Here is a 24,153-nt window from a genome sequence, read left to right as displayed (position 1 = left end):
TTAACGCGATGAAAACCTAAACCCTTCCTGTTTGCAGGAAGGTACTTTTCCTCTATTTCATAACATCATGATTTTAATGATTAAAATTATTGGCATGATTGTTGCTAAAGAAAAATAACGTCGCACGGAGCCAATCATTATGAGCTACACAAGCCGCATACAGTCGCTGGCACAAAAAATGGCCTATGCCGATATTTCTACCCAGGTCGATAACCTGCAGACGCAGTCTGATGAGCTGACGGCGGAAAGCAACGCGCTGGACTCGCTGAGCTCTGCGTTGACCGATTTCCAGTCAGCCGTCGATGCCCTGAACAGCGATACCGATGGCCCGCTGACCTATTCCGCGAGCAGTAATAATGATTCGGCCACCGTGTCGGCAAACTCAGAGGCGCAGGCGGGGACCTATACCTTCTATGTCGAGCAACTGGCGCAGGCGGAGCAGCAGACCTTCGGCATGAACGATGGCACTTACTCGGCAACCGGTACCTTCGAACTCACCATGGGCGATAGCACCATGGATATCGATCTTGCTGCGGCAGATGAGGCCGGTAACGGTGATGGCTTTATCGATGGCAGCGAGCTGGTCAACGCCATCAACCAATCTGACGACAACCCCGGCGTGACAGCGGCGCTGGTGAAAACCGACGGCACCACCACCATTATGCTGACCGCCGATGATACTGGCGAGCAGAGCCAGTTCTCCATCAACGTGAGCGGGCATGATAGCTCTGGCGATACCACCACCGATATTCCGACGGTGACCGAAGTGAAAGGGCAGGATGCGATTATCCACCTCGGTAGCGCAGACGGTCCGTCGGTGACCAACAGTTCGAACACCTTTGATGATGTGATCCCCGGCGTCACCATGACTTTCACCGAAGTGACCGGCGCGGACGACGACCCGACGACCTTTACCATTGCCGAAGACACCAGCGGCTCGCAGGAAAAGGTGCAAACCTTCGTCGATGCCTACAACACGCTGGTGGATACCGTGGATTCACTGACCTCCAACGGTGATGGTTCCGATGGTTCGTCAGGGGTTTTTGCCGGCGATGCTGGGTTGAAATCGCTGACCAGCCGGATGGATGACATCGTTCACTCGTACTACGACGGCTCGTCGATTGTCGATTATGGCATCACCCTGGACTCCGACGGTCATCTGCAGATCGACTCCACGCAGTTCAGCGATGAAATGAAAAAGAACCCAGACGGCCTGACCTCCATTTTTGTCGGCGACGACAGCATGGTGGCGCAGATGGACGATCTGATGGACAGCTATCTTGACAGCAATACCGGGATTATCGAGCAGCGTCAGGAAAATATTGACGAACAGCAGGACAAAATTTCGGATCGTGGCGATCAGCTGACTGAAACCTATAACACCAACTATGAACGCTATCTGACGGAGTACACCAGCACCATCGTTGAGGTGTACACCATGAAAATCAGTATGTCGGCCTTCATGTAACTCCCGATTTAACGCAAGGATTCACGGAAAAAATGTACGACACGCAGGACGGCTATTCGCAATACAAAGAGATGGACCTTGCATCCCGCACGGCGGCGGCCACGCCGCTGGAGCTAGTGCTGGTGCTTTTTTCCGGCTTGATGGATGAGCTGGAGCGCGCCAAAAGCCACATCGAAAACAAACGCTATGACCGCAAAGCGCAAAGCATCAATAAATGCATCGATATCCTGAATGCGTTGACCAGCTCGCTGGAGTTCGACACCGGCGGCGAGCTGGTGGTGAGCCTCTCCCGGCTATACGACCATTGCGTTTACCGCCTGTATGAAGCAAGCGGTGAGCTTTCGCTGGAGAAAATCGACGAGGTGATCCTCATTCTGACCAACCTGCGTGAAGGCTGGGATGGCCTGGCGAGCAAACTGGGGTAAGCGCATGGAGAGCAAAAGCAGGCAGCAAGCGCTCTACGCGTTGGTAGAGGCCATGAACACCGCGCTGGATGAACAGCGTTGGCGGCGTTTACCCGCGTTACATCAGCAGTTGATGCGTGAGTTTCGCGTCTACGAAGCGGCGGAAGCCTCCGCCGATGAGCTTCAGGCAACGAAAGCCACGCTGCACGCGGCGTTTGCTGCGCTGATAGCACGACGTACCCAGCGCGCAGACTCCTTAAAGGCATGCATGGATAACCATCAAAAGCACCAGGAAGGCGTGCTGGCGTACTCAATGATTAACACGATTTCGGAGCAGGCATGAACCCGCTATTACTGGCCTCGACCGGCTCACTGACGGAAGGCGTGACGGCAAAAGGCACGATTTCTGCCGCCGCTGGCGCAGAAAATGGCGGCGAATTTTCGCTGCCGACAGCGGCGCTGGCTGCCGCGGCAGAGCGTTTGCAGGGGGCAAAACACAACCATCAACAGGCTGAAAAAACCGATGCGAGCGACCCGGCTGCCATGCAGGCCATGCTGGCGATGCTGCTGGCGCAGCCCGCCCATGCGGTGGCGCAGACCGGCACCCAGAATCAGCCCGGCGGTGAAATGTTGAAAATGCTGGCGGCAACCTCGGCGGGGAGCGGCTCTTCGCCGCTGCTCCAGCAGATTGCCGATGTGATGGAGAAAAAGAACAAAAGCGGAAGCGCGGCTTCCCCGCAGGATAGTGCGTCGCTCTCTCCCAAGCTTCAGGGGCTGATAGCTTCGCTGGCTCAGAATACGTCGCAGGCGCAAACGCCTGATCAGCAGGCCGCCATCGCCAAATTCTCCGCGCAGGACCTGCGGATCATTGCACCAGAGCAGCCAGCGCAAAGCGTGGCACAGCAGGTGGCCGATCGCGTGAAGCAGACCAACCCGGCGATTTCGCGCCAGCCGCAGGTGAAGAAAACCGAGACCCTGCGGGCGACGGGCCTGACGGCGCAGTCTATGGCGCAGAGCCTGGTGAACGTGACTTCGCAGGGTACGCAGCCTGCCAAACTCATCAGCGACGGTCCGACTATCGCGACCCACGTGGCCACGCCGGTCGAATTATCACCGGACGAGCTCGGCGAAAAGCTGACGGCGATGCTGAAAGACCGCATTCAGTTCCAGCTTAACCAGCAGCAACAAACCTCAACGATCCGCCTTGATCCACCTTCACTCGGCAAGCTTGAAATAGCCGTCCAGTTGGACTCAGGAAAACTGATGGTTCACATCAGTGCGAACCAGGCCGACGTTTGCCGGTCGTTGCAACAGTTTAGCGACAACCTACGCCAGCATCTTACGGCACAGAATTTTATGGAAGTGAATGTTCAGGTTTCCTCTGAAGGGCAATCTCAACAGCAGCAACAGTCGGGTCATCAACAGGATGAGGTGAAATCAGCCCTGGCCCTGAACGATGAACCTCAACATCAACAGAGTGAATCTGTTCTGATCAAAGTGTAAGAGCAAATGAAGAAAATCATTATAGCGAGTGTGATTAGCGCGGTGGTGGCATTGGGGGTTGGCGCCGGTGCCGGGTGGGGGGTCTATCGCGTGATGGGCGGCACCAGCGTGGCAAAAGCCACATCCGCTGAACATCCAGCGCCAGCATCGCCCGATACCCTGGATGAAAGCGCCAGTATTTTTGTTTCTCTGCCGGAAACCGTGGTCAGCCTGCACGATAGCGACGGAAACGATCACTACATGCTGGCTGAACTGGTCATGGTGGTGGAAAACGATAAAGACGCTGAAAAAGTGAAAAAAGATGAGCCGCTGTACCAGAGTATTGCGGTGAATGAGCTTTCAGATATGAAGTATGAAGATATTCGCGCACTGAAAATTTCAGAAATTAAAACGCTGGTTTCTGACACGCTAAAAACGGAATTAGCGAAGCGCAAAATGTCGATGCCTTATAAGGATATTCTGGTGAAAAAGGTCGTGTTTCAGTAGGAGACACGCCAGGGAAGAAAATGATACGGACAGCATATGAGTCAGAAGAATTTAGCGCTGCGCCATCTTTAACGCCTCAGGAAGAGAGCCATTATTTGCAGGCTTATCTCCCTCTGGTACGTAAAGTGGTACGCCAGTTAGCACCGCAGTGTAACTGCGTGATTGACCGACAGGACATGGAACAGACGGCGCTGATGGGATTATTAAATGCCATTCGCCGCTATGGCATGCCGGACGAAGGTTTCGCAGGGTATGCCGTACACCGTATTCGTGGCGCGATACTGGATGAATTGCGCAGCCTTGACTGGCGACCGCGCCAACTGCGGCAGAAATATCATCAAATTAAAGATCTTATTCGTGACGCTCGCAAGAATCTGGGGCGCGAACCCCTATGGGAAGAGCTGGCTCCGCTAGGCGTCACTTCGGAGGACTATCTGGAGTTTCAGCAGTTGGAAGGTGCGGAATCTCTGGCCAGCCTCGACGATCTGCTTAGCGGTGACGGGCAGGTGGCATCGCTTGCCGGCCGCGGCCTGGAAGAGCAGGTCATTACTCAGGATATGTTGAGCTATGCACTGAGTCAGCTTGATGAAAAAGAAGGGCTGATTCTCTCGATGTATTACCAGCACGATATGAGTCTTAAAGAGATTGCGCTGGTATTAGGGCTTACTGAAGCTCGAATTTGTCAGATTAATAAGAAAATCACGCTCAAGATTCGTGATTGTTTATATCAGGACTAACAATCCCGAATTGCCATGCAGAGGATGTCATGCAAAAGATTTTAGGTTTATTGGTTGTTTTAGGTTGTGTATTTGGTGGTTATTTTGAGGCCGGTGGCCAGCTTATTGCTATTTGGCAGCCAGCAGAAATCGTCATTATTCTTGGCGCCGGGCTGGGGGCCATGATTATTGGCAACCCACGCCACGTATTAAAAGAAATTATGCATCAGATTAAAGGGGTCATCAGCAAGAAGCAGTTGGGCCCGGAATTTCAGCGTCAGCTGCTGATGTGCTTGTTTGAACTGCTGGAACTGGTGCAGAACGGTGGGCTGCGCATGCTTGACCAGCATATCGAACAGCCGGAAGAGAGCACTATCTTCCAGAAATACCCGCTGGTGCTGACGCAAAAACGTTTGGTGACGTTTATCGCCGATAACTTCCGCCTGATGGCGATGGGTAAAATCGATGCCCATGAACTGGAAGGGATCCTCGACCAGGAACTCGACACCGTTGAAGAAGAGCTGCTTGCGCCTTCACGCTCCCTGCAACGTACTGCGGAGGCGATGCCGGGGTTCGGGATCTGCGCGGCGGTGCTTGGGATTATCATTACCATGCAATCCATTGACGGTTCCATCGCGCTGATTGGCCTGAAGGTGGCAGCGGCGCTGGTGGGGACGTTCCTCGGGGTATTCTTCTGCTACTGCCTGATGGACCCGCTGGCGAACTCCATGGAACAGCAGGCGCGTGCCGAGCATTCGTTGTTGGAGTGCGTGCGTACGGTGCTGGTGGCGCAGGCCGGCGGCAAACCGACGCTGCTGGCGGTGGATGCGGGGCGTAAGCTGCTGCATCTGGCCTCTAAACCGACCTTTGCAAACCTGGATGCGTGGGTGAACGCCATGCTGGAGCAAGAATAAGCATGTCGAAGGGACTCAATCGCCGCGATCGTGGGACAAAAACCACCATCATCCGGCGGCAGATTAAAAAGAACCATGGCGGACACCACGGCGGCGCCTGGAAGGTTGCGTTCGCGGACTTTACGCTGGCGATGATGGCGCTGTTTATGACGCTATGGATTGTTAACAGCGTCAGCAAATCTGACCGCGAGAACATCGTGGCTGCGCTGCATGGCCAGTCTATTTTTAACGGTGGCGGTATGGCGCCGCTCAATAAGGTAGGAAAACAGCCCATCGCACCAGGGGCGGCGAGTAAGAACGCCAAACGTAAAATGCAGGCGAGCACCCCAGAGGAGCTGGCGAAAATCACCGAAGAGAACGCCAAAAAAGCCAGGGACGTGAATGAGAAAACGGCGCTGCTGAAGAAAAAATCGGCCCGAGAATTGGGTGAACTGGCGACCGATATCAACACCATTGCGCGCAACGCGCATATGGAAAGCAACCTTGAAATGGAGATCGTTCCTCAAGGGCTGCGCGTGCTGATTAAAGACGATCAGAACCGCAATATGTTCGAGCGTGGTAGCGCGAGGATCATGCCGTTCTTCAAATCGCTGCTGGTGGAGCTGGCTCCGGTATTCGACTCGCTGGATAACAAAATCATCATCACCGGCCACACCGACGCGATGGCCTACAAGAGCGATATCTACAACAACTGGAACCTTTCCGGCGACCGTGCGCTCTCTGCACGACGCGTGCTGGAGCAGGCCGGGATGCCGAATGACAAAGTCATGCAGGTGAGCGCGATGGCTGACCAAATGCTGCTGGACAGTAAAAACCCAGAGAGCGCGGGCAACCGTCGCATTGAAATCATGGTGCTGACGCAGAGCGCGTCGGACACGCTGTATCAGTACTTTGGTCAGCAGGGCGAGAAGATTGTTCAGCCGCTGGTGAATCAGCTGGATAAACAGCAGCAGGTTACGTCGCTTCGACGAGGGGCGGTGACGAATCCATAATTTTTTATTCCCCCGCAGATGCGGGGGATTTTTTAGCCGAAACATTTTCAGGAGGAAAACGTGATTGATGCGGCACGTATCATCCCGCTGGATATTCACACCGACGACGTTGCACAGGCCGTCTGCCAGGGGGCACATTACGATGCGGATTCGAACGTATGGTATGTGGAAGAGCACGAGCTGACGGAAGCGCTCGGTGGTTATGCTTATGATATGGATAGCTTTAACATAATGGCGCCTTACTATCTGGTGGTTTCAACGAAGATGACCTGCTGGAATTGCCATCTTCCTACCTCCATTATTGCGGTGATGTTTACCCGTTATCTGCGCAAATGTCAGGATGGAAAAGGGTGGGAGTCCGTGAAGCGTAATAGCTTTGTCTTCCACATTAATGAACTTCCTGAGGCGATAAAAAAGAACATCAAAGCGAAAAATTACTATGTTGATAAAAGTAAAACGACAGGGCTGCGTTACTGGATGAACCACTGCGAAACCTGCGGCGAGCGCTTGGGTGACTACGAGCTTTTCTGCATGGCGGATGATGCGTTTCGGCAGATGACGATTGAAAAGTTGCTGCATTCCCACGTCAGAAAGGTGAACAAGCTGTTTGTGAGCATGGCGGGGAGCCCGGCAGCGGATAGGGGCAAGGAGGCGGTGCGCTACCTGTGCGATGCCCGCTTTATGATGAACTCGCCGAAAATGTAGCCGCGTCGGCTTTCCTCAATGCATAAATGCACTGTATACTTAAACAGTGATTTGTGAGGGGAGCCAGATGCGAAAAATTATCCATATCGACATGGACTGCTTTTTTGCAGCGGTTGAAATGCGCGATAACCCGGCGCTGCGTGATATTCCTATCGCCATTGGCGGCAGCCGCGTGCAGCGCGGGGTGATTAGCACCGCAAACTATCCGGCGCGCAAGTTTGGCGTGCGCAGCGCCATGCCGACGGGAATGGCGCTGAAGCTCTGCCCACATCTCACCCTGCTGCCGGGGCGCTTTGAAGCCTATCGGGAAGCCTCTAATCATATCCGCGAGATCTTCTCCCGCTATACCTCGCTTATCGAACCGCTCTCACTTGATGAAGCCTATCTGGACGTCAGCGATAGCCCGCACTGCCACGGCTCAGCGACGCTGATGGCGCAGGAGATTCGGCAAACTATCTTTAACGAGCTTTCTCTGACCGCTTCGGCGGGGGTCGCTCCGGTGAAGTTTCTCGCCAAAATTGCTTCAGACCTCAATAAGCCGGATGGTCAGTTTGTGCTGACGCCTGATGAGGTGCCCGCTTTTCTCAAAACCCTGCCGCTTGGCAAAATTCCTGGCGTGGGGAAGGTGTCTGCGGCAAAGCTTGAAAGTATGGGGCTGCGCACCTGTGAAGATGTACAGAACTGCGATCTCGCCATGCTGCTTAAACGCTTTGGCAAGTTTGGGCGGGTCCTCTGGGAACGCAGCCAGGGGATTGACGAGCGGGAGATCCATAACGATCGCCAGCGTAAATCGGTTGGCGTGGAGCGTACGCTGGAAGAAGATATTCACGAATGGGCTGACTGCGAGGCGATCGTGGAGCGTCTCTACCCCGAGCTGGAACGGCGGCTGGCGAAGGTCCGGCCCGACCTGCGCATTGCCCGGCAGGGGATAAAACTCAAATTTAATGATTTCCAGCAAACCACCCAGGAGCACGTCTGGCCGAAGCTGACCAAAGATGATCTGCTCGCGACGGCCTACAAAGCCTGGCACGAGCGTCGTGCCGGGCGCGGAGTGCGCCTGGTGGGCCTGCACGTGACGCTGCTGGACCCACAGCTGGAACGGCAGCTGTTATTAGGGATTTAACCATGATAATTCGTGATTACCGTGACGAGGACTTCTCCACGCTGTGCCAGATTTTCCAGCGCGCGGTGCGGGAAACCGCCAGCCAGCACTATTCACCGGCGCAGGTAAACGCCTGGGCACAGGTAGATGACGCGCGCTGGCGACAAAAAATGGCGGACTCTCTGGTGCTGGTGGCAACGGTTGATGAAGCGGCGGTGGGTTTTGTCACCGCCGTTGAGTGCTATATCGACCTGCTGTTTGTCGACCCAACTTATACGAGACAGGGCATTGCCAGCGCGCTGCTGGAAGCGCTGTTCGCCAGGGTACCGACGGGAACGCTAACGGTAGAAGCGAGCATGACGGCCAAAGCGTGTTTTGAACGACTGGAGTTCGTGGTGGTGGCAGAACAAGAGGTTGAAGCGCCGCCGGGAAAGCCCAGAACCAAGTAGCCCGGCCAAGCGAAGAGCCACCGGGAACGGCTCCGAACTTACTTCGCCGGAATCGCTTTCAGCAGTTCCGTCAGCAGTTGCCAGTACTGGCCAACGCTTTCGATATGAACCTGCTCATCCGGAGAGTGTGGCCCGGTGATGGTTGGCCCAATGGAAACCATATCCATATCCGGATACGGTTTCTTGAACAGACCACATTCCAGACCCGCGTGGATAATCTGAATGTTCGGCACCTTGTTGAACAGGCGCTGATAGGTTTCACGCACCAGCTTCATTACCGGAGAGTTTGCATCCGGCTGCCAGCCTGGGTAGCCGCCTTTAGGCTGGGTTTGTGCACCCGCCAGCGCGCCCAGAGATTCCAGCATGCTCACCACGTAATCTTTACCGCTGTCGAGCAGGGAACGAATCAGGCAGTGAATGGTTGCGGTATCTTCAGTGAAGGAAACCACGCCGACGTTCAGCGACGTTTCAACCACGCCTTTTGCCACGTCGGAGTTACGAATCACACCGTTAGGGGTCGCGTTCAGCAACTGAATGAAAGCATCGCGAGACGCGGTGGTCAGCGCTTTACCTTCAACGGTATTCGCTTCCAGCACCAGGGTCAGGTTCTTCTCTTTGGCAGACAGTTCGTTTTGCAGAATGTGCAGGTAGGTTTCAACCAGCCCTTTCAGCGCATCAACTTTATCTGCTGGAATCGCGATAGCGGCAAAGGCTTCGCGTGGAATAGCGTTACGCAGGGTACCGCCGGTGAAATCAACCAGACGCAGATCCAGTTCCGCAGCGTGAGCCACCAGGAAGCGTGCCAGCAGCTTGTTGGCGTTGCCGAGACCGAGGTGAATATCACCGCCGGAGTGGCCGCCTTTCAGGCCTTTCAGCGTCAGCTTGAAGGTCTGGAAGCCCGCAGGAATCGCTTCGCGGGTCAGCGGCAGGTTGCTGGTGAAATCGATACCACCGGCGCAACCCATGTAGATTTCACCCTCTTCTTCAGAGTCGGTGTTGATAAGGATATCGCCCTGCAGCCAGTTTGGTTGCAGACCGAACGCGCCGTCCATACCGGTCTCTTCGGTCATGGTCAGCAGCACTTCCAGCGGGCCATGCTCAACGGATTCATCAGACAGCACCGCCAGTGCGGAGGCCATACCAATACCGTTATCAGCGCCCAGCGTGGTGCCGCGTGCTTTTACCCACTCACCGTCGATGTACGGTTGAATCGGGTCTTTAGCGAAGTCGTGTACGGTGTCATTGTTTTTCTGCGGCACCATATCGAGGTGGGCCTGCAGCACAACCGGTTTACGGTTTTCCATACCCGGGGTGGCGGCTTTGCGAATCAGAATGTTGCCAACCTGGTCACGCTCGGCGTGAAGCCCTTTTTCTTTTGCCCAGCCAACGATGTGTGCGGCGAGCTGCTCTTCGTGATGAGAAGGGTGCGGAATAGAACAGATTTTGGCAAAAATATCCCACAGCGGCTGCGGGGATAATTGAGACAGTTCAGACACAATGAGTCTCCTTACGGCGTTCTGCAAAAGTCGCTTGCAGGTAAAGGGTTAGCACATACATATACCACAAGCTCTGGCTTGCGCGATGGGGTTGAGAATACCACTTTCTGCCCTCCCCGGTAGAACAAACCACGTAAAAAGCGCGGTGGATTCCGCTTAACACTGGTTTTTAGTGCGTCAGATCTCTATAATCTCGCGCAACCCATTTCCCCCTTGAACAATTTTTAAGCCGTATAACACAGGCTGGGACACTTCACATGAGCGAAAAATACGTCGTCACCTGGGACATGTTGCAGATTCACGCACGCAAACTGGCTGCACGCCTGATGCCTTCTGAACAGTGGAAAGGCATTATCGCCGTTAGCCGCGGCGGTCTGGTACCGGGCGCACTGCTGGCACGTGAACTGGGCATTCGTCACGTCGACACCGTATGCATCTCCAGCTATGACCATGATAACCAGCGTGAACTGAAAGTTCTGAAACGCGCTGAAGGCGATGGCGAAGGCTTTATTGTTATTGACGATCTGGTAGACACCGGCGGCACCGCGGTGGCGATTCGCGATATGTATCCGAAAGCCCACTTCGTTACCATCTTCGCTAAACCAGCAGGTCGTCCGCTGGTTGACGATTATGTTGTTGATATCCCGCAGGATACCTGGATTGAACAGCCTTGGGACATGGGCGTGGTATTCGTACCGCCTATTTCTGGCCGTTAATTCATCAATAAATGCGCTTCCAACGCCCGGTTATGCCGGGCGTTGTTTTTTTTAACGCCCCACGCGTTACAATACCCCTAAGACAGTATCTATGGAGGTTTTGTGATGCCAGAAGCTAATCTCAGCGAAACGCTATTCAAGCCGCGTTTTAAACACCCTGAAACGTCAACGCTGGTTCGCCGGTTCAATAACGGTAGCACCGACCGTATGCAGTCGGCGCTTAGCGGCAATAACGTACCCCACTGGTACCGCATGATTAACCGCCTGATGTGGATCTGGCGCGGCGTAACTCCGCAGGAGATCCTCGACGTCCAGGCGCGTATCGTGATGAGTAAAGCCGAACGCACCGACGAAGAGCTCTATGACACCGTGGTGGGTTATCGCGGCGGTAACTGGATTTACGAGTGGTCTACCCAGGCGATGCTCTGGCAGCAGAAAGCTACCCAGGAGCAAGACCAGGCCCTCAGCGGCCGCCACTGGCTGCACGCCTCCAACCTTTATAGCATTGCCGCTTACCCGCATCTGAAGGGCGATGACCTCGCTGAACAGGCGCAGGCGTTGGCAAACCGCGCCTATGAAGAAGCGGCGCAACGACTGCCGGGTGAAATACGTGAGCTGGAGTTCGCTATCCCCGGCGGCTCGCCGGTCACCGGCTTTCTGCATATGCCAAAAGGCAACGGCCCATTCCCGACGGTGCTGATGTGCGGTGGGTTGGATGGTCTGCAAACCGACTACTACAGCCTTTATGAGCGTTACTTTGCGCCGCTCGGCATTGCCATGCTGACGCTGGATATGCCTTCCATCGGCTTCTCTTCAAAATGGAAGCTGACCCAGGATTCCAGCATGCTCCATCAGCACGCGCTGCGCGCGCTGCCGGATATTCCGTGGGTCGATCACACTCGCGTGGCGGCATTTGGCTTCCGCTTTGGCGCCAATATCGCCGTGCGGCTGGCTTACCTCGAAGCGCAGCGCCTGAAAGCCGTCGCCTGCCTGGGGCCGGTGGTGCATGGTCTGCTGAACGATCCGTTGCATCAGGGCCGGGTGCCTGAGATGTATCTTGACGTGCTGGCTTCGCGCCTCGGCATGCACGACGCCTCTGACGAAGCGCTGCGAGTTGAGCTTAATCGCTACTCGTTGAAGACCCAGGGTCTGCTGGGCCGACGCTGCCCAACGCCAATGCTGTCAGGCTTCTGGGAGAACGATCCGTTCAGCCCGGAAGAGGAGTCGCGGTTAATTGTTTCGTCATCTTCGCAGGGCAAGCTGATGCCGATTCCATTTAACCCGGTATACCGTAATTTCGATAAGGCACTGAAGGAAATTGCCGGGTGGATCAATAATAGATTTTGTTAATATATTGATAAATTCTATTGATTTGGTAAAACAGTTGCATCACTAAAGGAGATCGCAATGACGTTACCGAGTGGACACCCGAAGAGTAGATTGATCAAGAAATTCACTGCGCTTGGACCTTATATCCGCGAAGAACAGTGTGCCGATAACCGCTTTTTTTTCGACTGTCTGGCGGTATGCGTAAACGTAAAACCTGCACCAGAGAAGCGTGAATTCTGGGGCTGGTGGATGGAGATGGAAGCGGAAGAGCACCGCTTTACCTACAGTTACCAGTTCGGCCTGTTCGACAAAGATGGCATCTGGCAGGCGGTGGCGATCAAGGATCCAGAGGTGGTTGAGCGGCTGCAACAAACGCTACGCGGATTCCACGATCGGGCAAAAGATCTGCTGGCGACGCTGGACTTGGCATTGGAACCCGCTGATGGGTTTGCCAATGAAGCGGTGAAGCGTACCGCGTAGTGCATGCCTGATGGTGCTACGCTTATCAGGCCTACCGTTTTTTGTAGGCCGGATAAGGCAAAGCCGCCATCCGGCGATATCAACTATAAAGGCCAGCGAATTCGCTAGCCTTTATATTGAAAAGAAAATAACGCCAGACAACTGGCGTTATTATTTATCAGTCTTAGAACTGATAAGTCATACCCACTGCCACAACGTCGTCGGTCATAATAGCCAGACGTTTAGTGACCGCTGTTTCGTCAATCAGGTTGATTTTATAATCAACAAAGGCGGACATGTTTTTGTTGAAATAGTAGGTCGCACCCACATCAACATATTTCATCAGATCCTGATCGCCGATCCCGTTGTCGAGGTCTTTACCTTTCATCTGCACGTAGCCCAGAGATGGACGCAGACCGAAATCGAATTGATATTGAGCAACGGCTTCGAAGTTCTGTGCTTTATTGGCAAAGCCCTGATCCGCCGCTACCAGACCTTTAATTGGGGTCATGTTACGGGTTTCGGTATAAACCATTGCCAGATAAATATTGTTGGCATCATATTTCAGGCCGGTGCCCCAGGACTCTGCGTTTTTACCGCCGTTAGCCAGTGATTTTGCCTGCTGGACGTTGGTACGGTCAGAGTTGGTATACGCCGCGCTGATAGCGAAATCGCTGCCGCCGAAGTCATAAGAAAGCGCGGTACCGAAGCCATCGCCGTTCGCGGTAGCGTAGGTGCTGCGGTCATTTTTGCCCTGATACTGCAGGGTTAAGTCCAGACCGTCGACAACGCCGAAGAAATCGCTATTGCGGTAGGTTGCCAGGCCGCTGGAACGTTTGGTCATAAAGTTATCGGTTTTGCCGGTAGAATCACCGCCGAATTCCGGGAACATATCGGTCCAGGCTTCTACGTCGTACAGTGCGCCAAGGTTACGACCGTAATCGAAAGAACCAAACTGTTTTAATTTCAGACCCGCAAAAGCCAGACGGGTTTTTTGCGTGGAGGTGCTTTCATCGTTATTACCAGAGAATTCAGATTCCCAACGGCCATAACCTGTCAGCTGATCGTTAATTTGGGTTTCGCCTTTAAAGCCGAAACGAACGTATGTTTTATCGCCATCGGAGCTGGAGTCATCACTCATGTAATGCATGGCTTTTACTTTGCCGTAAACATCCAGCTTATTACCGTCTTTGTTATAAACTTCTGCGGCCATAGCTGAAGAAGACGCAATAATACCCATCATCGTTAATGCCAGCGTAGTTTTTTGCATTTCTCAATCCCGGTTTTTATGTTCTAAAATTGCTGTGAAAGACCACTGTGAAAAAACAGGAACGTTTTTATCCCTCCCGTGTTAAAAATTTATGACAATGTCAGATTAAATATAAAAAAGTATGATAAAGTTTTTCCGTCATAAAAATGTCAATATTCTCCTCTAGCCTGCCTGATCCCGCGCAACAAAACCCCTCGCTTTCTGCGCTGCCTGTTGGCAAGCGGCCTGACTCCTGTTACAACGTTTGTCTGGTTTTATATTTCCTATTTTTAACGGCAGAGAATCATGAGTGATAGTCAGACGCTGGTGGTCAAACTGGGCACCAGTGTTTTAACGGGCGGATCGCGCCGCCTGAATCGCGCGCATATTGTCGAACTGGTTCGCCAGTGCGCCCAGCTCCACGCAGCCGGGCATCGAATTGTCATCGTAACGTCAGGAGCAATTGCCGCCGGGCGTGAGCATCTGGGTTACCCTGAACTGCCCGCGACTATTGCTTCCAAACAACTGCTTGCTGCTGTAGGTCAGAGTCGCTTAATTCAGCTCTGGGAACAGCTCTTCTCCATTTATGGTATTCACGTCGGCCAGATGCTGTTAACCCGCGCCGATATGGAAGACCGTGAACGCTTCCTCAACGCCCGCGACACCATGCGCGCGCTGCTTGATAACAACATCGTTCCGGTGATTAATGAAAACGACGCGGTCGCCACTGCCGAGATTAAGGTAGGCGATAACGACAACCTCTCCGCGCTGGCGGCGATTCTGGCGGGTGCCGATAAACTGCTGCTGCTGACCGATCAGCAAGGGCTGTTTACTGCTGACCCGCGCAGTAACCCGGACGCCGAGCTGATTAAAGACGTCTACGGCATTGACGACGAGCTGCGTGCCGTTGCCGGTGATAGCGTGTCTGGCCTGGGAACAGGTGGCATGGGCACCAAGCTGCAGGCCGCAGATGTTGCCTGCCGCGCCGGTATCGATACCATTATTGCCGCTGGCAGCCTGCCGGGCGTGATCGGTGACGTGATGGCGAATGTCTCCGTCGGCACCCGTTTCCACGCTCAGGATACTCCGCTGGAAAACCGCAAACGCTGGATTTTCGGCGCACCGCCTGCCGGTGAGCTGATTGTGGATGAAGGCGCGACCTCCGCCATTCTGGAGCGCGGAAGTTCATTACTTCCAAAAGGCATTAAAAACGTGACAGGCAACTTCTCTCGTGGTGAAGTGATCCGTATTCGTAGCCTTGCAGGCCGCGACATCGCTCACGGCGTAAGCCGTTACAACAGCGATGCGCTGCGCCTTATCGCCGGGCACCACTCGCAGGAAATTGACGCCATTCTCGGCTACGAGTATGGCCCGGTTGCCGTGCATCGCGACGACATGATTACCCGCTAAGGAGTTCAACATGCTGGAACAAATGGGCATTGCCGCCAGGCAGGCCTCCTATACGCTGGCGCAGTTATCCTGCCGTGAGAAAAACCGGGTTCTGGAAACTATTGCCGATCATCTGGAATCTCAAAGTGAAGAGATTCTTGTGGCGAACGCCGAAGATTTAGCCCAGGCGCGTGAAAACGGCCTGAGCGAAGCCATGCTCGATCGTCTGGCGCTGACGCCCGCCCGTCTGACGGCGATTGCTAACGACGTCCGTCAGGTCTGCGTGCTGGCCGATCCGGTAGGGCAGGTGATTGACGGCGGGCTGCTCGACAGCGGCTTACGTATCGAACGTCGCCGCGTCCCGCTGGGCGTGATTGGCGTGATTTATGAAGCTCGCCCGAACGTCACCGTTGATGTGGCAGCGCTGTGCCTGAAAACCGGCAACGCCGCGATTCTGCGCGGTGGTAAAGAGACCTATCGTACCAACGCCGCCACCGTTGGCGTTATCCAACGCGCGCTGAAAGAGTGTGGCCTGCCAGAAGCGGCCGTTCAGGCGATTGACAACCCCGATCGCGCGCTGGTGAGCGAGATGCTGCGTATGGATAAGTATATCGATATGCTGATCCCTCGCGGCGGTGCGGGTCTGCACAAGCTGTGCCGTGAGCAGTCGACGATCCCGGTCATCACCGGTGGTATCGGCGTTTGTCATATTTATATTGATGACAGCGCAGAGATTGAAGCGGCGCTGAAGATTATCGTCAATGCGAAAGCCCAGCGCCCGAGCGCCTGTAATAGCGTGGAAACGCTGCTGGTGAATCAGTCCATCGCCGACCGCTTCCTGCCTGCGTTGAGCCAGCAGATGGCCGAAAGCGGCATTACGCTGCACGGCGACGACACCGTACTGCGCGAGCTGCAAGGCCCGGCGAAGCGGGTACCGTTAAAGGCTGAAGAGCTTGATAACGAGTATTTGTCGCTGGATCTCAATGTGGTGCTGGTGCCCGATATTGATACCGCCATTGCGCACATCCGCCAACACGGCACCCAGCACTCCGATGCGATCCTGACCCGCACCCTGAGCAATGCCAACCGTTTCATCAACGAAGTGGATTCCTCTGCGGTGTACGTCAATGCCTCCACCCGCTTCACCGACGGCGGTCAGTTTGGCCTGGGCGCAGAAGTGGCGGTGAGCACGCAGAAACTCCACGCGCGCGGCCCAATGGGCCTTGAAGCACTGACCACCTACAAGTGGATCGGCTTCGGCGACGATACCATTCGTGCGTAATTGATAGCGGGCGATGCAAAAATAGGCGGTTGATTAACCTGACTATTGACGCATCGCCCGGTTAGTTTTAACCTTTTGTCCCGTGATTCACGTTCGTGAACACGTCTTGCAGTGCCGATATAGCTCAGTTGGTAGAGCAGCGCATTCGTAATGCGAAGGTCGTAGGTTCGACTCCTATTATCGGCACCATTTCAAACTCTTCTCAAGTCTACCGAAATCAACTTAAAGCCCGTATACTGCGGTTTCTAGCCCGTATCTTATCTCCTGTTATCAACTGGACTCAACCGGAATCAAGTTACAGTTGGGGGCATAAGTGGGGGCATTCTGTGTTCGGTCCAGGGAGATGCCCCCAATGAAGCTAAATGCACGGCAGGTAGACACCGCTAAACCCAGAGAGAAGGCCTACAAGCTGGCAGATGGTGCTGGCTTGTATCTTGAAGTCGTTCCCTCAGGTTCCCGATACTGGCGGATGAAATATCGCTTCAATGGAAAAGAGAAGCGTATGGCTTTTGGGGTCTATCCGGCAGTGTCCCTTGCACAAGCGAGAGCACTGCGTGATGAAGCCAAGAAAAAACTGGCCGAGGGTATCGATCCATCGTTTGCCAAGAAAGAAGAAAAGTTGGTTCGCGATGTGCGGCTCAATAATACGTTTCAGGCTGTGGCACTTGAATGGCACGGAACGAAGGTGAGCCGGTGGTCAGAAGGTTATGCCTCCGACATTATCGAAGCTTTCAATAAAGATATTTTCCCCTATATCGGCCAGCAGCCGGTGAATGAAATAAAACCGCTGGTTCTGCTGAATGTGCTGCGTCGAATGGAAAGCCGTGGCGCGACAGAGAAGGCTAAGAAGGTTCGCCAGCGCTGCAGTGAAGTTTTTCGTTACGCCATCGTTACCGGCCGTGCGGAATACAACCCTGCAGCAGATCTAACCAGCGCGATGTCAGGGCATGAATCGAAGCATTACCCCTTCCTGACTGTTGAGGAGTTACCAGACTTCTTTAAAGCTCTCGCAGGCTACACAGGAAGCCCGTTAGTTGTTCTTGCGGCACGTCTGCTGATCCTCACGGGAGTTCGCACTGGCGAACTCCGAGGTGCTTTCTGGAGTGAGTTTGATCTTGAAAAAGCGGTGTGGGAAATACCTGCCGAGCGTATGAAGATGAAGCGGCCCCATCTTGTCCCCCTTTCTACCCAAGCGCTGGAAATCGTACAGCAGCTCAAAGGGATGACTGGGCAATATCCACTGGTATTCCCAGGGCGAAATGATCCCCGCAAAACGATGAGCGAAGCGAGTATAAATCAGGTGTTCAAGCGGATTGGATATACGGGGAAGGTAACGGGGCATGGTTTCCGCCACACGATGAGTACGATTTTGCATGAGGAAGGGTTCAATACGGCATGGATTGAAACCCAGCTTGCGCATGTCGATAAGAATGCGATTCGTGGGACGTACAACCATGCTTTATATCTGGAAGGACGGAGGGAGATGATGCAGTGGTATGCGGACCATATAAACGCTAATCATAATTCATGTATTTCTTTGCTAGTGAACGCTAGAAAGTAGATTTGACGTGATGATAGGATTGATTAGGAAAACGACCTAAAACCGTATATTTTGATACTTAAGTTTAAACATTAGCCCTAGATCCGATTGCCCTTTGTTACCTACACTTCTATCTTTTTTAGGTTTTAGGGCTGAAAGGTTTGAGAATAAACTTATAAATATCAATAATTTACCTGATTATGTTGGTTCTTGGGTAGCCGTAACGCCTAGGGCGGTAGCGTACTTAAGGCGAGTATAAAAAATGAACAGTAACTATATGCCATTCACACAACGAGATAGTCTCGGAAGATACTATACAAAAGAATCCATAAGTGCATTATTGGTTTCTCAGATGAAAGCTGAAAAAGTCAATAATATTATTGATTTAGCTTCTGGTGAGGGGAGCTTAACCTATGCCGCTTTAAACCGATGGAAGAATGCAGAAGCATATTCTTTGGATATAGAATCTCGGATGTCAAAAAAAGTATGTGATAATCTTACTCATATCGTAACAGATGCCCTTGTTCATTCATTTCCTGAAATGCTTGCCCGACATCAAGGAAATTTTGATGTTGCAGTATGTAACCCTCCATTCACTCTCCCTGAATGGAGGGATGATTATTTTAAAATCATTAGTGAGATTGGGGCAGATAAATATATATCTATCTCAAAATATGTCCCAGCAGAGATAATATTTATATCTCAAGTCATCAGGTTTCTTAAAAAGGGCGGTGAAGCTGGGATAATTTTACCTGATGGTATATTTACAGCAAGAAAGTTTATAGGTTTAAGACGATATTTATTGAATGAACATTCAATTACAAAAGTCATTGAATTACCTAGGAATATCTTCAAAAGGACAGAGGCTAAAACACATATTTTGATTTTTAATAAAAAAATTGTGCCTCATCAGAAAATACAATTACATTGTATAACTAAAGATGGGGAATTGTCGCCTCCTGTTTTAATTAGAAAAGAAGATGCGATTGAGAGAATGGACTACTCTTATCATTATAATAAAAATGAAGAGTTTAGCACCATTGGGATGCTTAAAAATATTTCGATTTTTAGAGGTAGGTTTAATTCAAAGGAAATTACGGAACATGTTTTTCATACGACAAAGTTTAGTGGTGATAAAAAGTGTATTAAATTCCACTGCAACTCTGTAGAAGAATTGAAGCCATCAAAATTAGATGTTATTGCTAAGCCTGGTGATATATTAATAGCAAGGGTTGGGCGAAATTTTTATAAAAAAATATTGTTTGTTGAGAGCGGGTATTCTTATATCAGTGACTGTATTTTTCTGATACGAGCCTCTGGTGAAGATCAGAAAAAACTATTTGATTTTCTTTGTTCTCAAGATGGGCAAGAGGAATTATCTCGAGCGAGTAGTGGTGTAGCCGCACAACATATTACAATGGATGCATTAAAAAAAATACATCTTGTAAGGATTTAACATGACTGATGTGGAATTAGATAGTAAATTTCTTGTCGAGGAACGAGCTGATTATATTGATGAGGATACGATAAAAAATAATACTATCAGATCTGGAGAGTTTTTCGATATTATACATAATGCTCTTATATCCCCAGGAATCAAACTTATAGTTGGTCCTAGGGGATGTGGTAAAACACATTTGATGCGTTATGCTTGGGTTGAATGTAAAAACGATGATAACGCACCATTACCACTCTATGTTTCCTTTAATAAATATTTTAAGTTAGAGCCGCTTTTAAAAACTAAACCTAATGCAATTGATCTCTTTCATAAATGGGTATTAGCAAAGATACTACTCTCTGCTTATGAAATTGCTTGCGATATTGAAGATTCTGAAGATCTTGATTTGTCAACGATACTCATAGCGGATAAAGAGTTCCTGATTAATTTAATCGTAAGGCTTGAGCAGGGTCTTTCGCCATCATTAGAACAAGAAAACATTGTTCAATTGATCAGTGTTTCTTCTGTCATATCCTCGTTGAGTTCACTATGCGATTGGCTTGAACGTAAAAGAGTCATTATTTTATTAGACGATGCTGCAATAAGCTTAACTCCTGAATATCTTTACGAGTTTTTTGATATTGTACGTAGTCTAAAAACCTCAAAAATAGCTTTAAAGGCATCGGTTTATCCTGGAACAACCGAATATGGCCCAAGGTTTCATGTTGCTCATGATGCTGAAACAATTGATGCTTGGATTTCGGTACAGCACCCTAATTATTCCTCAGTGATGGATGCTATAGCGCAGGCAAGGTTTCCTGGGTATGATGACATTCCGGATGACTTGAAAGAGTTATTTAAATTTTCAGCATTTGGAATTCCACGTTCTTTTTTGATGATGTTAAGGGATTGTCAAACAACTTTAAGTCAGACAACTCAGCAAAAATTCAATAAAATAATTGAAAAGTATGTTGAGCTTAGACTCAGCGAATACAGTTCACTAAAAGATAAGCTACCTCGATTGTTTGACATTGTTTCATTAGGTGAATCACTTTTATTAAAAGTAGTCGAATTACTCAAGGAAAGTAACTCCCAATATAAAGAAGAGAAACAAGTCATAATCGGTATAGAGAAAAATGATAATGTTTATTTTTCTCGACTAACTAAACTATTAATTGAAACAGGGCTTTTTTATAATCTTCCTGATATTTCTCATGGTGATGGGCGTACTTATGAAAGATATATACCTCATTATGCTTTATTGATAAAGGAAAGAGTGTTTAACGAAGGAAGTAGAGGTTTTTCTCCCTCTCAGATTATTCAAAAAATACTAAGAAAGAATGCTAAGCATCCTGTCAGAAGAAACATTTCATCATTATTCAATACTGAGCAACTTGCGAGACTTAAACTAACTTTACCTCCATGCAATAACTGCAAGACTCCGCGATTGACTGACAATCAAAAATTTTGCCACCATTGTGGGAATCAATTGATTGATGAGTCGGCCTATAATCAGTGCATGTCTATTCCACTTTCAAAAGTACCACATCTAACATCTTGGCAAATGCAAAAACTATCTGGGCTGGAAAAAGTAAAAACTATAGGAGATGTATTATCTTTACAAGACCCAGGGAGTGAGTTAAGAAAAATTCACAGAATAGGACCCAAAATTGCCAATAAAATTATGGACAAAGTGTTATTACATGTTGAAGAATTTTTGTCTTAATTTTGATGGCATTTACTTGTCAATCGTGTCTTTCTTATCTGAAAAGTTTAATTTAAAAAGAGTCGGGAAAATGGAACTAGAATCAAAAGAGGATTATGAAGAGACCACTCATCATAATGTGGCGTCCTCAGTTGTTACTGCAACTCATGATAACTTAGATGGAAGAGAGTTTTTTGAACTATGTAGTAATCCAGCTCTAGTTTTTTCGTTTGAGACACACAAAAAATTTAATGAGTTACCTGTTGATAGCAAGGAATCCCCGTTAGATCTTTTTATAGCTAATACAAAACAACTTCACTTGTTAAGATCTGGTGATATTTCAAACACATTAAGCCATCTGTTGTTATTAGGTTATGTGTCTGCAGCCGAAAGTTATTTGCGAGCTCTTATCAGGAATCTAATTAATCATGATGAATATATTCAGTCTATAGTTTCTGATAAGGCCGTTAGTTATGCAGCGGCACAACACCATAAAAAGGAGTTATTACCAGAGGCTTTACTTGAGGACTTTTCATTGGCAAGCCCTTATAATGTTTTTGAAACATTAAAGGACATTATTGGAATGAAAGGACAAAGACCAATCGAAATGATGAAATGCTCAAGCGAATTCATGAAAGTTTGTGAGTTAAGGCATTGTTGTGTTCATCGATTTGGTAAGTTGGGTTCGAAAAATGCAATCCGACTAGGATTGGCTGAACATATGAAGCACTTAGAAAAACCGATAATACTCAATAATGAGGATCTCGAGCAAATCGCATTTATTGTGGAGAATTTTATTAGAACTTTGAATAACACTGTTTTCAAATTTATAATTAATCGTACAGTTGAGAACAAAAATAAGGAAAAAGGAGGAGAAAGACTATATGATTCTGAATGGACATGGGTGTTTGAAAAAGATATAAGTCGATTCGAAAAGTACTATGCAATATTTAGTGCTAAAAACGATACCCTTCCCGGATTATCATTACAGGATTCATATCAACTTTTTGTTAATGCGTATAAGCCTAAACCTCCTGCAAGAAAAAATAAAAAAACTGAAAAAGTTAACGCCCCTACTATCTGAAAATATTGGTGATTTTTACTTGAAATGGCAGGGCGTTATTTTTTTGATTGAATATGGCTAATGTTAAATATCTAATTATTTGAAACTTCTAGCTATATTAATAAATGTAATGTGTGAATGATGATGGTGCTTGCTTTAACTATAGATTGTTATTCCATATGGAAATTATGTAGCATCGCAATTAATTTTTATTGATAGATTTCCGCAACCCCGTGCAGTCGGTTATTCCCCGTAGTCGACAGGATTTTGAATGATGTTGCTTCTTGCTCATCAGCCTTACGAGAGAGCGCATTCGATAAATCATCAAGCGTATAAGCATTGCTGGCTGAGGCTACACCCATCTTTTCTTTCCCATCTGCGTGGTCAATTTCCTGAGCGGCAGATGCGGCATACACTGCAGTAAATCTCATGACCAATGAAGTAATAAGTAGTGATTTCATATCTAATACCTCTTTTAAAATCTATGTTTGAAACTGGACTCGTATCAGGGAAACTATCCCCTCTGTACATTCAAATATACAGACCTAAGCTGTCATGAGACTGACCGCTATATAACAAAATTGTCATGGTTGTAGATTAGTTAATTTTTTGAATACAAATTCAGCTCGTTAACAATGCACTCCGGTTCTTCCTTGAGAGGCATATTGTCTATGTCTAAAACCCCATCATTTTTTTGTGGATCATCAGTCTGCAGGTTTGCAAACAGTGGAGTAAGATCCTGTGGTGCTTCACCTCGTTCAGCCACCAGCTCGAACGTTTTGTTTTTTGCCTCGTCATTGGTCAGGGCACTGACCAGAACCTCTGCGATTTGCTCCCGGGATATCACATCATCTTCCGGTGTTCCCGCGTGGCGACGATCCCCCTGAAGCATAACGCTCCTGCGTTCATCATCATTGTTGTAATCAAACCAGCCGGGCCTGACGATGGTATAGGGATGACCGCTGGCCCTGACCAGACGCTCGGCACGTCTTTTCCAGTCATGAACCTCAGTGCTTTGATTCCAGATGCTGAGCCGTTCAGTCACGCCAATCGTGGTCATCAGGCCGATACGAACAGGCGTATCCTTGAAAATTCATAAAATATTACGTACTCCGCCGTAATCGATTGCTCTGGCACCAATACGACCCTGACCATTGGCACCATTTCAAACTCTTCCCAAGTCTACCGAAATCAACTTAAAGTCCATCTCTGTTGTGTTTTTTCATCTGTAATCGCGACGTATAATGCGCTTGCGTCAGGGAATTCCAGGACTCTAAACTGTCCGTAACACATGCCCGATAAAGCATTACGCTCTAACACATATGTTTTTTCGTATTTGTTAATTGATCTTATTCATTTAAGGCGTATCCTGACTTCAATAGAACAGGAGGCCTAATGTCACTAACTTCCCTACAACTCTTCAAAAACCTCTCCGATGAAACCCGTCTAGGGATCGTACTGCTGCTCAGAGAGATGGGAGAGCTGTGCGTGTGCGATCTCTGTACAGCGCTGGATCAGTCGCAGCCCAAGATCTCCCGTCATCTGGCAATGCTCCGGGAAAGCGGTCTATTGCTGGATCGCAAGCAGGGGAAATGGGTTCATTATCGCTTATCCCCGCATATTCCTTCCTGGGCCGCTCAGGTGATTGAGCAGGCCTGGTTAAGCCAACAGGACGACGTACAGACCATCGCCCGTAAGCTGACATCGGCAAACTGCTCTGGTAGCGGTAAGGCTGTTTGCATCTAAAA

24 protein-coding genes, 1 tRNA gene and 1 pseudogene are annotated in these 24,153 nt (G+C 49.9%); 22 read left to right on the top strand and 4 right to left on the bottom strand.

The genetic code is table 11. From position 1 onward, the window contains the following. Positions 1 to 139: 139 nt before the first annotated feature. From fliD to ACH1XZ_RS20580, 11 genes are all read left to right on the top strand, one after another. Positions 140 to 1,468 carry a flagellar filament capping protein FliD gene (gene fliD, locus ACH1XZ_RS20630; protein ID WP_395596971.1) on the top strand — a complete coding sequence of 443 codons (1,329 nt, stop codon included), beginning with the start codon at positions 140 to 142 and terminating at the stop codon, positions 1,466 to 1,468. Between the two features lie 32 nt (positions 1,469 to 1,500). Further along, complete coding sequence (gene fliS, locus ACH1XZ_RS20625) at positions 1,501 to 1,893, top strand: flagellar export chaperone FliS (RefSeq protein WP_315407017.1); 393 nt, start codon at positions 1,501 to 1,503, stop codon at positions 1,891 to 1,893. Between the two features lie 4 nt (positions 1,894 to 1,897). Next, positions 1,898 to 2,215, top strand: coding sequence for a flagellar protein FliT (locus ACH1XZ_RS20620; RefSeq protein WP_395596970.1), 318 nt, complete (start codon positions 1,898 to 1,900; stop codon positions 2,213 to 2,215). Continuing rightward, the gene (locus tag ACH1XZ_RS20615) at positions 2,212 to 3,375 is read left to right on the top strand and encodes a flagellar hook-length control protein FliK (protein ID WP_395596969.1); all 1,164 of its coding nucleotides are present in this window, start codon (positions 2,212 to 2,214) and stop codon (positions 3,373 to 3,375) included. Before ACH1XZ_RS20620 ends, ACH1XZ_RS20615 begins: the two co-directional genes overlap by 4 nt. 6 nt (positions 3,376 to 3,381) lie before the next feature. Beyond that, positions 3,382 to 3,861 carry a flagellar basal body-associated FliL family protein gene (locus ACH1XZ_RS20610; RefSeq protein WP_395596968.1) on the top strand — a complete coding sequence of 160 codons (480 nt, stop codon included), beginning with the start codon at positions 3,382 to 3,384 and terminating at the stop codon, positions 3,859 to 3,861. A 20-nt stretch (positions 3,862 to 3,881) separates the two neighbouring features. Further along, on the top strand, positions 3,882 to 4,598 hold the full coding sequence (locus ACH1XZ_RS20605) for a FliA/WhiG family RNA polymerase sigma factor (protein WP_395596967.1): 717 nt from the start codon (positions 3,882 to 3,884) through the stop codon (positions 4,596 to 4,598). Positions 4,599 to 4,627: 29 nt separating this feature from the next. Further along, a complete protein-coding gene (motA, locus tag ACH1XZ_RS20600; protein ID WP_395596966.1) occupies positions 4,628 to 5,491 on the top strand; it encodes a flagellar motor stator protein MotA in 864 nt (287 codons plus the stop codon). A 2-nt stretch (positions 5,492 to 5,493) separates the two neighbouring features. After that, positions 5,494 to 6,483, top strand: a complete 990-nt coding sequence (gene lafU / locus ACH1XZ_RS20595) for a putative lateral flagellar export/assembly protein LafU (protein ID WP_395596965.1) — start codon at positions 5,494 to 5,496, stop codon at positions 6,481 to 6,483. Between the two features lie 60 nt (positions 6,484 to 6,543). Next, positions 6,544 to 7,188 (top strand): DNA primase, encoded by a 645-nt coding sequence (locus ACH1XZ_RS20590; protein WP_395596964.1) that lies wholly within the window; start codon positions 6,544 to 6,546, stop codon positions 7,186 to 7,188. Between the two features lie 67 nt (positions 7,189 to 7,255). Then, positions 7,256 to 8,311 (top strand): DNA polymerase IV, encoded by a 1,056-nt coding sequence (gene dinB / locus ACH1XZ_RS20585; protein WP_395596963.1) that lies wholly within the window; start codon positions 7,256 to 7,258, stop codon positions 8,309 to 8,311. A gap of 2 nt (positions 8,312 to 8,313) precedes the next feature. Beyond that, positions 8,314 to 8,739, top strand: a complete 426-nt coding sequence (locus ACH1XZ_RS20580; RefSeq protein ID WP_395596962.1) for a GNAT family N-acetyltransferase — start codon at positions 8,314 to 8,316, stop codon at positions 8,737 to 8,739. Between the two features lie 38 nt (positions 8,740 to 8,777). On the opposite strand, the gene pepD is transcribed toward ACH1XZ_RS20580, so the two are convergent. Continuing rightward, positions 8,778 to 10,235, bottom strand: a complete 1,458-nt coding sequence (gene pepD, locus ACH1XZ_RS20575) for a cytosol nonspecific dipeptidase (protein ID WP_395596961.1) — start codon at positions 10,233 to 10,235, stop codon at positions 8,778 to 8,780. Between the two features lie 257 nt (positions 10,236 to 10,492). On the opposite strand from pepD, the gene gpt reads away from it, so the two are divergent. From gpt to crl, 3 genes are all read left to right on the top strand, one after another. Next, positions 10,493 to 10,951, top strand: a complete 459-nt coding sequence (gpt, locus tag ACH1XZ_RS20570) for a xanthine phosphoribosyltransferase (protein ID WP_035894440.1) — start codon at positions 10,493 to 10,495, stop codon at positions 10,949 to 10,951. A 105-nt stretch (positions 10,952 to 11,056) separates the two neighbouring features. Continuing rightward, on the top strand, positions 11,057 to 12,301 hold the full coding sequence (gene frsA / locus ACH1XZ_RS20565; protein WP_395596960.1) for an esterase FrsA: 1,245 nt from the start codon (positions 11,057 to 11,059) through the stop codon (positions 12,299 to 12,301). A gap of 57 nt (positions 12,302 to 12,358) precedes the next feature. After that, the gene (gene crl, locus ACH1XZ_RS20560; RefSeq protein ID WP_395596959.1) at positions 12,359 to 12,760 is read left to right on the top strand and encodes a sigma factor-binding protein Crl; all 402 of its coding nucleotides are present in this window, start codon (positions 12,359 to 12,361) and stop codon (positions 12,758 to 12,760) included. A gap of 163 nt (positions 12,761 to 12,923) precedes the next feature. Here crl and phoE read toward each other — a convergent pair whose 3' ends face one another. After that, positions 12,924 to 14,009 carry a phosphoporin PhoE gene (gene phoE, locus ACH1XZ_RS20555; RefSeq protein WP_395596958.1) on the bottom strand — a complete coding sequence of 362 codons (1,086 nt, stop codon included), beginning with the start codon at positions 14,007 to 14,009 and terminating at the stop codon, positions 12,924 to 12,926. 285 nt (positions 14,010 to 14,294) lie between these two features. Between phoE and proB the strand changes: the two genes are divergently transcribed. The 7 genes from proB (at position 14,295) to ACH1XZ_RS20520 (ending at position 22,426) form a co-directional block, all read left to right on the top strand. Next, the gene (gene proB, locus ACH1XZ_RS20550; protein WP_185669662.1) at positions 14,295 to 15,398 is read left to right on the top strand and encodes a glutamate 5-kinase; all 1,104 of its coding nucleotides are present in this window, start codon (positions 14,295 to 14,297) and stop codon (positions 15,396 to 15,398) included. Positions 15,399 to 15,408: 10 nt separating this feature from the next. Next, positions 15,409 to 16,659, top strand: a complete 1,251-nt coding sequence (proA, locus tag ACH1XZ_RS20545) for a glutamate-5-semialdehyde dehydrogenase (protein WP_395596957.1) — start codon at positions 15,409 to 15,411, stop codon at positions 16,657 to 16,659. A 113-nt stretch (positions 16,660 to 16,772) separates the two neighbouring features. After that, positions 16,773 to 16,848, top strand: a tRNA-Thr gene (locus ACH1XZ_RS20540). Between the two features lie 163 nt (positions 16,849 to 17,011). Then, positions 17,012 to 18,220 carry a tyrosine-type recombinase/integrase gene (locus ACH1XZ_RS20535; RefSeq protein WP_395596956.1) on the top strand — a complete coding sequence of 403 codons (1,209 nt, stop codon included), beginning with the start codon at positions 17,012 to 17,014 and terminating at the stop codon, positions 18,218 to 18,220. Between the two features lie 241 nt (positions 18,221 to 18,461). Then, entirely contained in the window at positions 18,462 to 19,655 is a 1,194-nt protein-coding gene (locus tag ACH1XZ_RS20530) for an HsdM family class I SAM-dependent methyltransferase (protein ID WP_395596955.1), read from the top strand. A gap of 1 nt (position 19,656) precedes the next feature. Then, positions 19,657 to 21,363: a zinc ribbon domain-containing protein gene (locus ACH1XZ_RS20525; RefSeq protein WP_337977419.1), complete on the top strand. Its 1,707-nt coding sequence runs from the start codon at positions 19,657 to 19,659 to the stop codon at positions 21,361 to 21,363. Then, positions 21,341 to 22,426 carry a hypothetical protein gene (locus tag ACH1XZ_RS20520; protein ID WP_337977418.1) on the top strand — a complete coding sequence of 362 codons (1,086 nt, stop codon included), beginning with the start codon at positions 21,341 to 21,343 and terminating at the stop codon, positions 22,424 to 22,426. The genes ACH1XZ_RS20525 and ACH1XZ_RS20520 overlap by 23 nt, the downstream gene beginning before the upstream one ends. Before the next feature lie 188 nt (positions 22,427 to 22,614). On the opposite strand, the gene ACH1XZ_RS20515 is transcribed toward ACH1XZ_RS20520, so the two are convergent. Then, positions 22,615 to 22,866, bottom strand: a complete 252-nt coding sequence (locus tag ACH1XZ_RS20515; protein WP_395596954.1) for a YdgH/BhsA/McbA family protein — start codon at positions 22,864 to 22,866, stop codon at positions 22,615 to 22,617. Between the two features lie 140 nt (positions 22,867 to 23,006). After that, positions 23,007 to 23,567: pseudogene (locus tag ACH1XZ_RS20510) on the bottom strand (NAD(P)H-binding protein); the annotation flags it as partial. A gap of 233 nt (positions 23,568 to 23,800) precedes the next feature. Here ACH1XZ_RS20510 and arsR point away from each other — a divergent pair. Next, a complete protein-coding gene (gene arsR / locus ACH1XZ_RS20505; RefSeq protein WP_117268873.1) occupies positions 23,801 to 24,151 on the top strand; it encodes an As(III)-sensing metalloregulatory transcriptional repressor ArsR in 351 nt (116 codons plus the stop codon). Positions 24,152 to 24,153 lie beyond the last annotated feature (2 nt).

The organism is Kluyvera chengduensis, assembly GCF_044197065.1.
GTDB lineage: Bacteria > Pseudomonadota > Gammaproteobacteria > Enterobacterales > Enterobacteriaceae > Kluyvera > Kluyvera ascorbata_C.
This window is presented reverse-complemented; position numbering and strand designations above follow the sequence as displayed.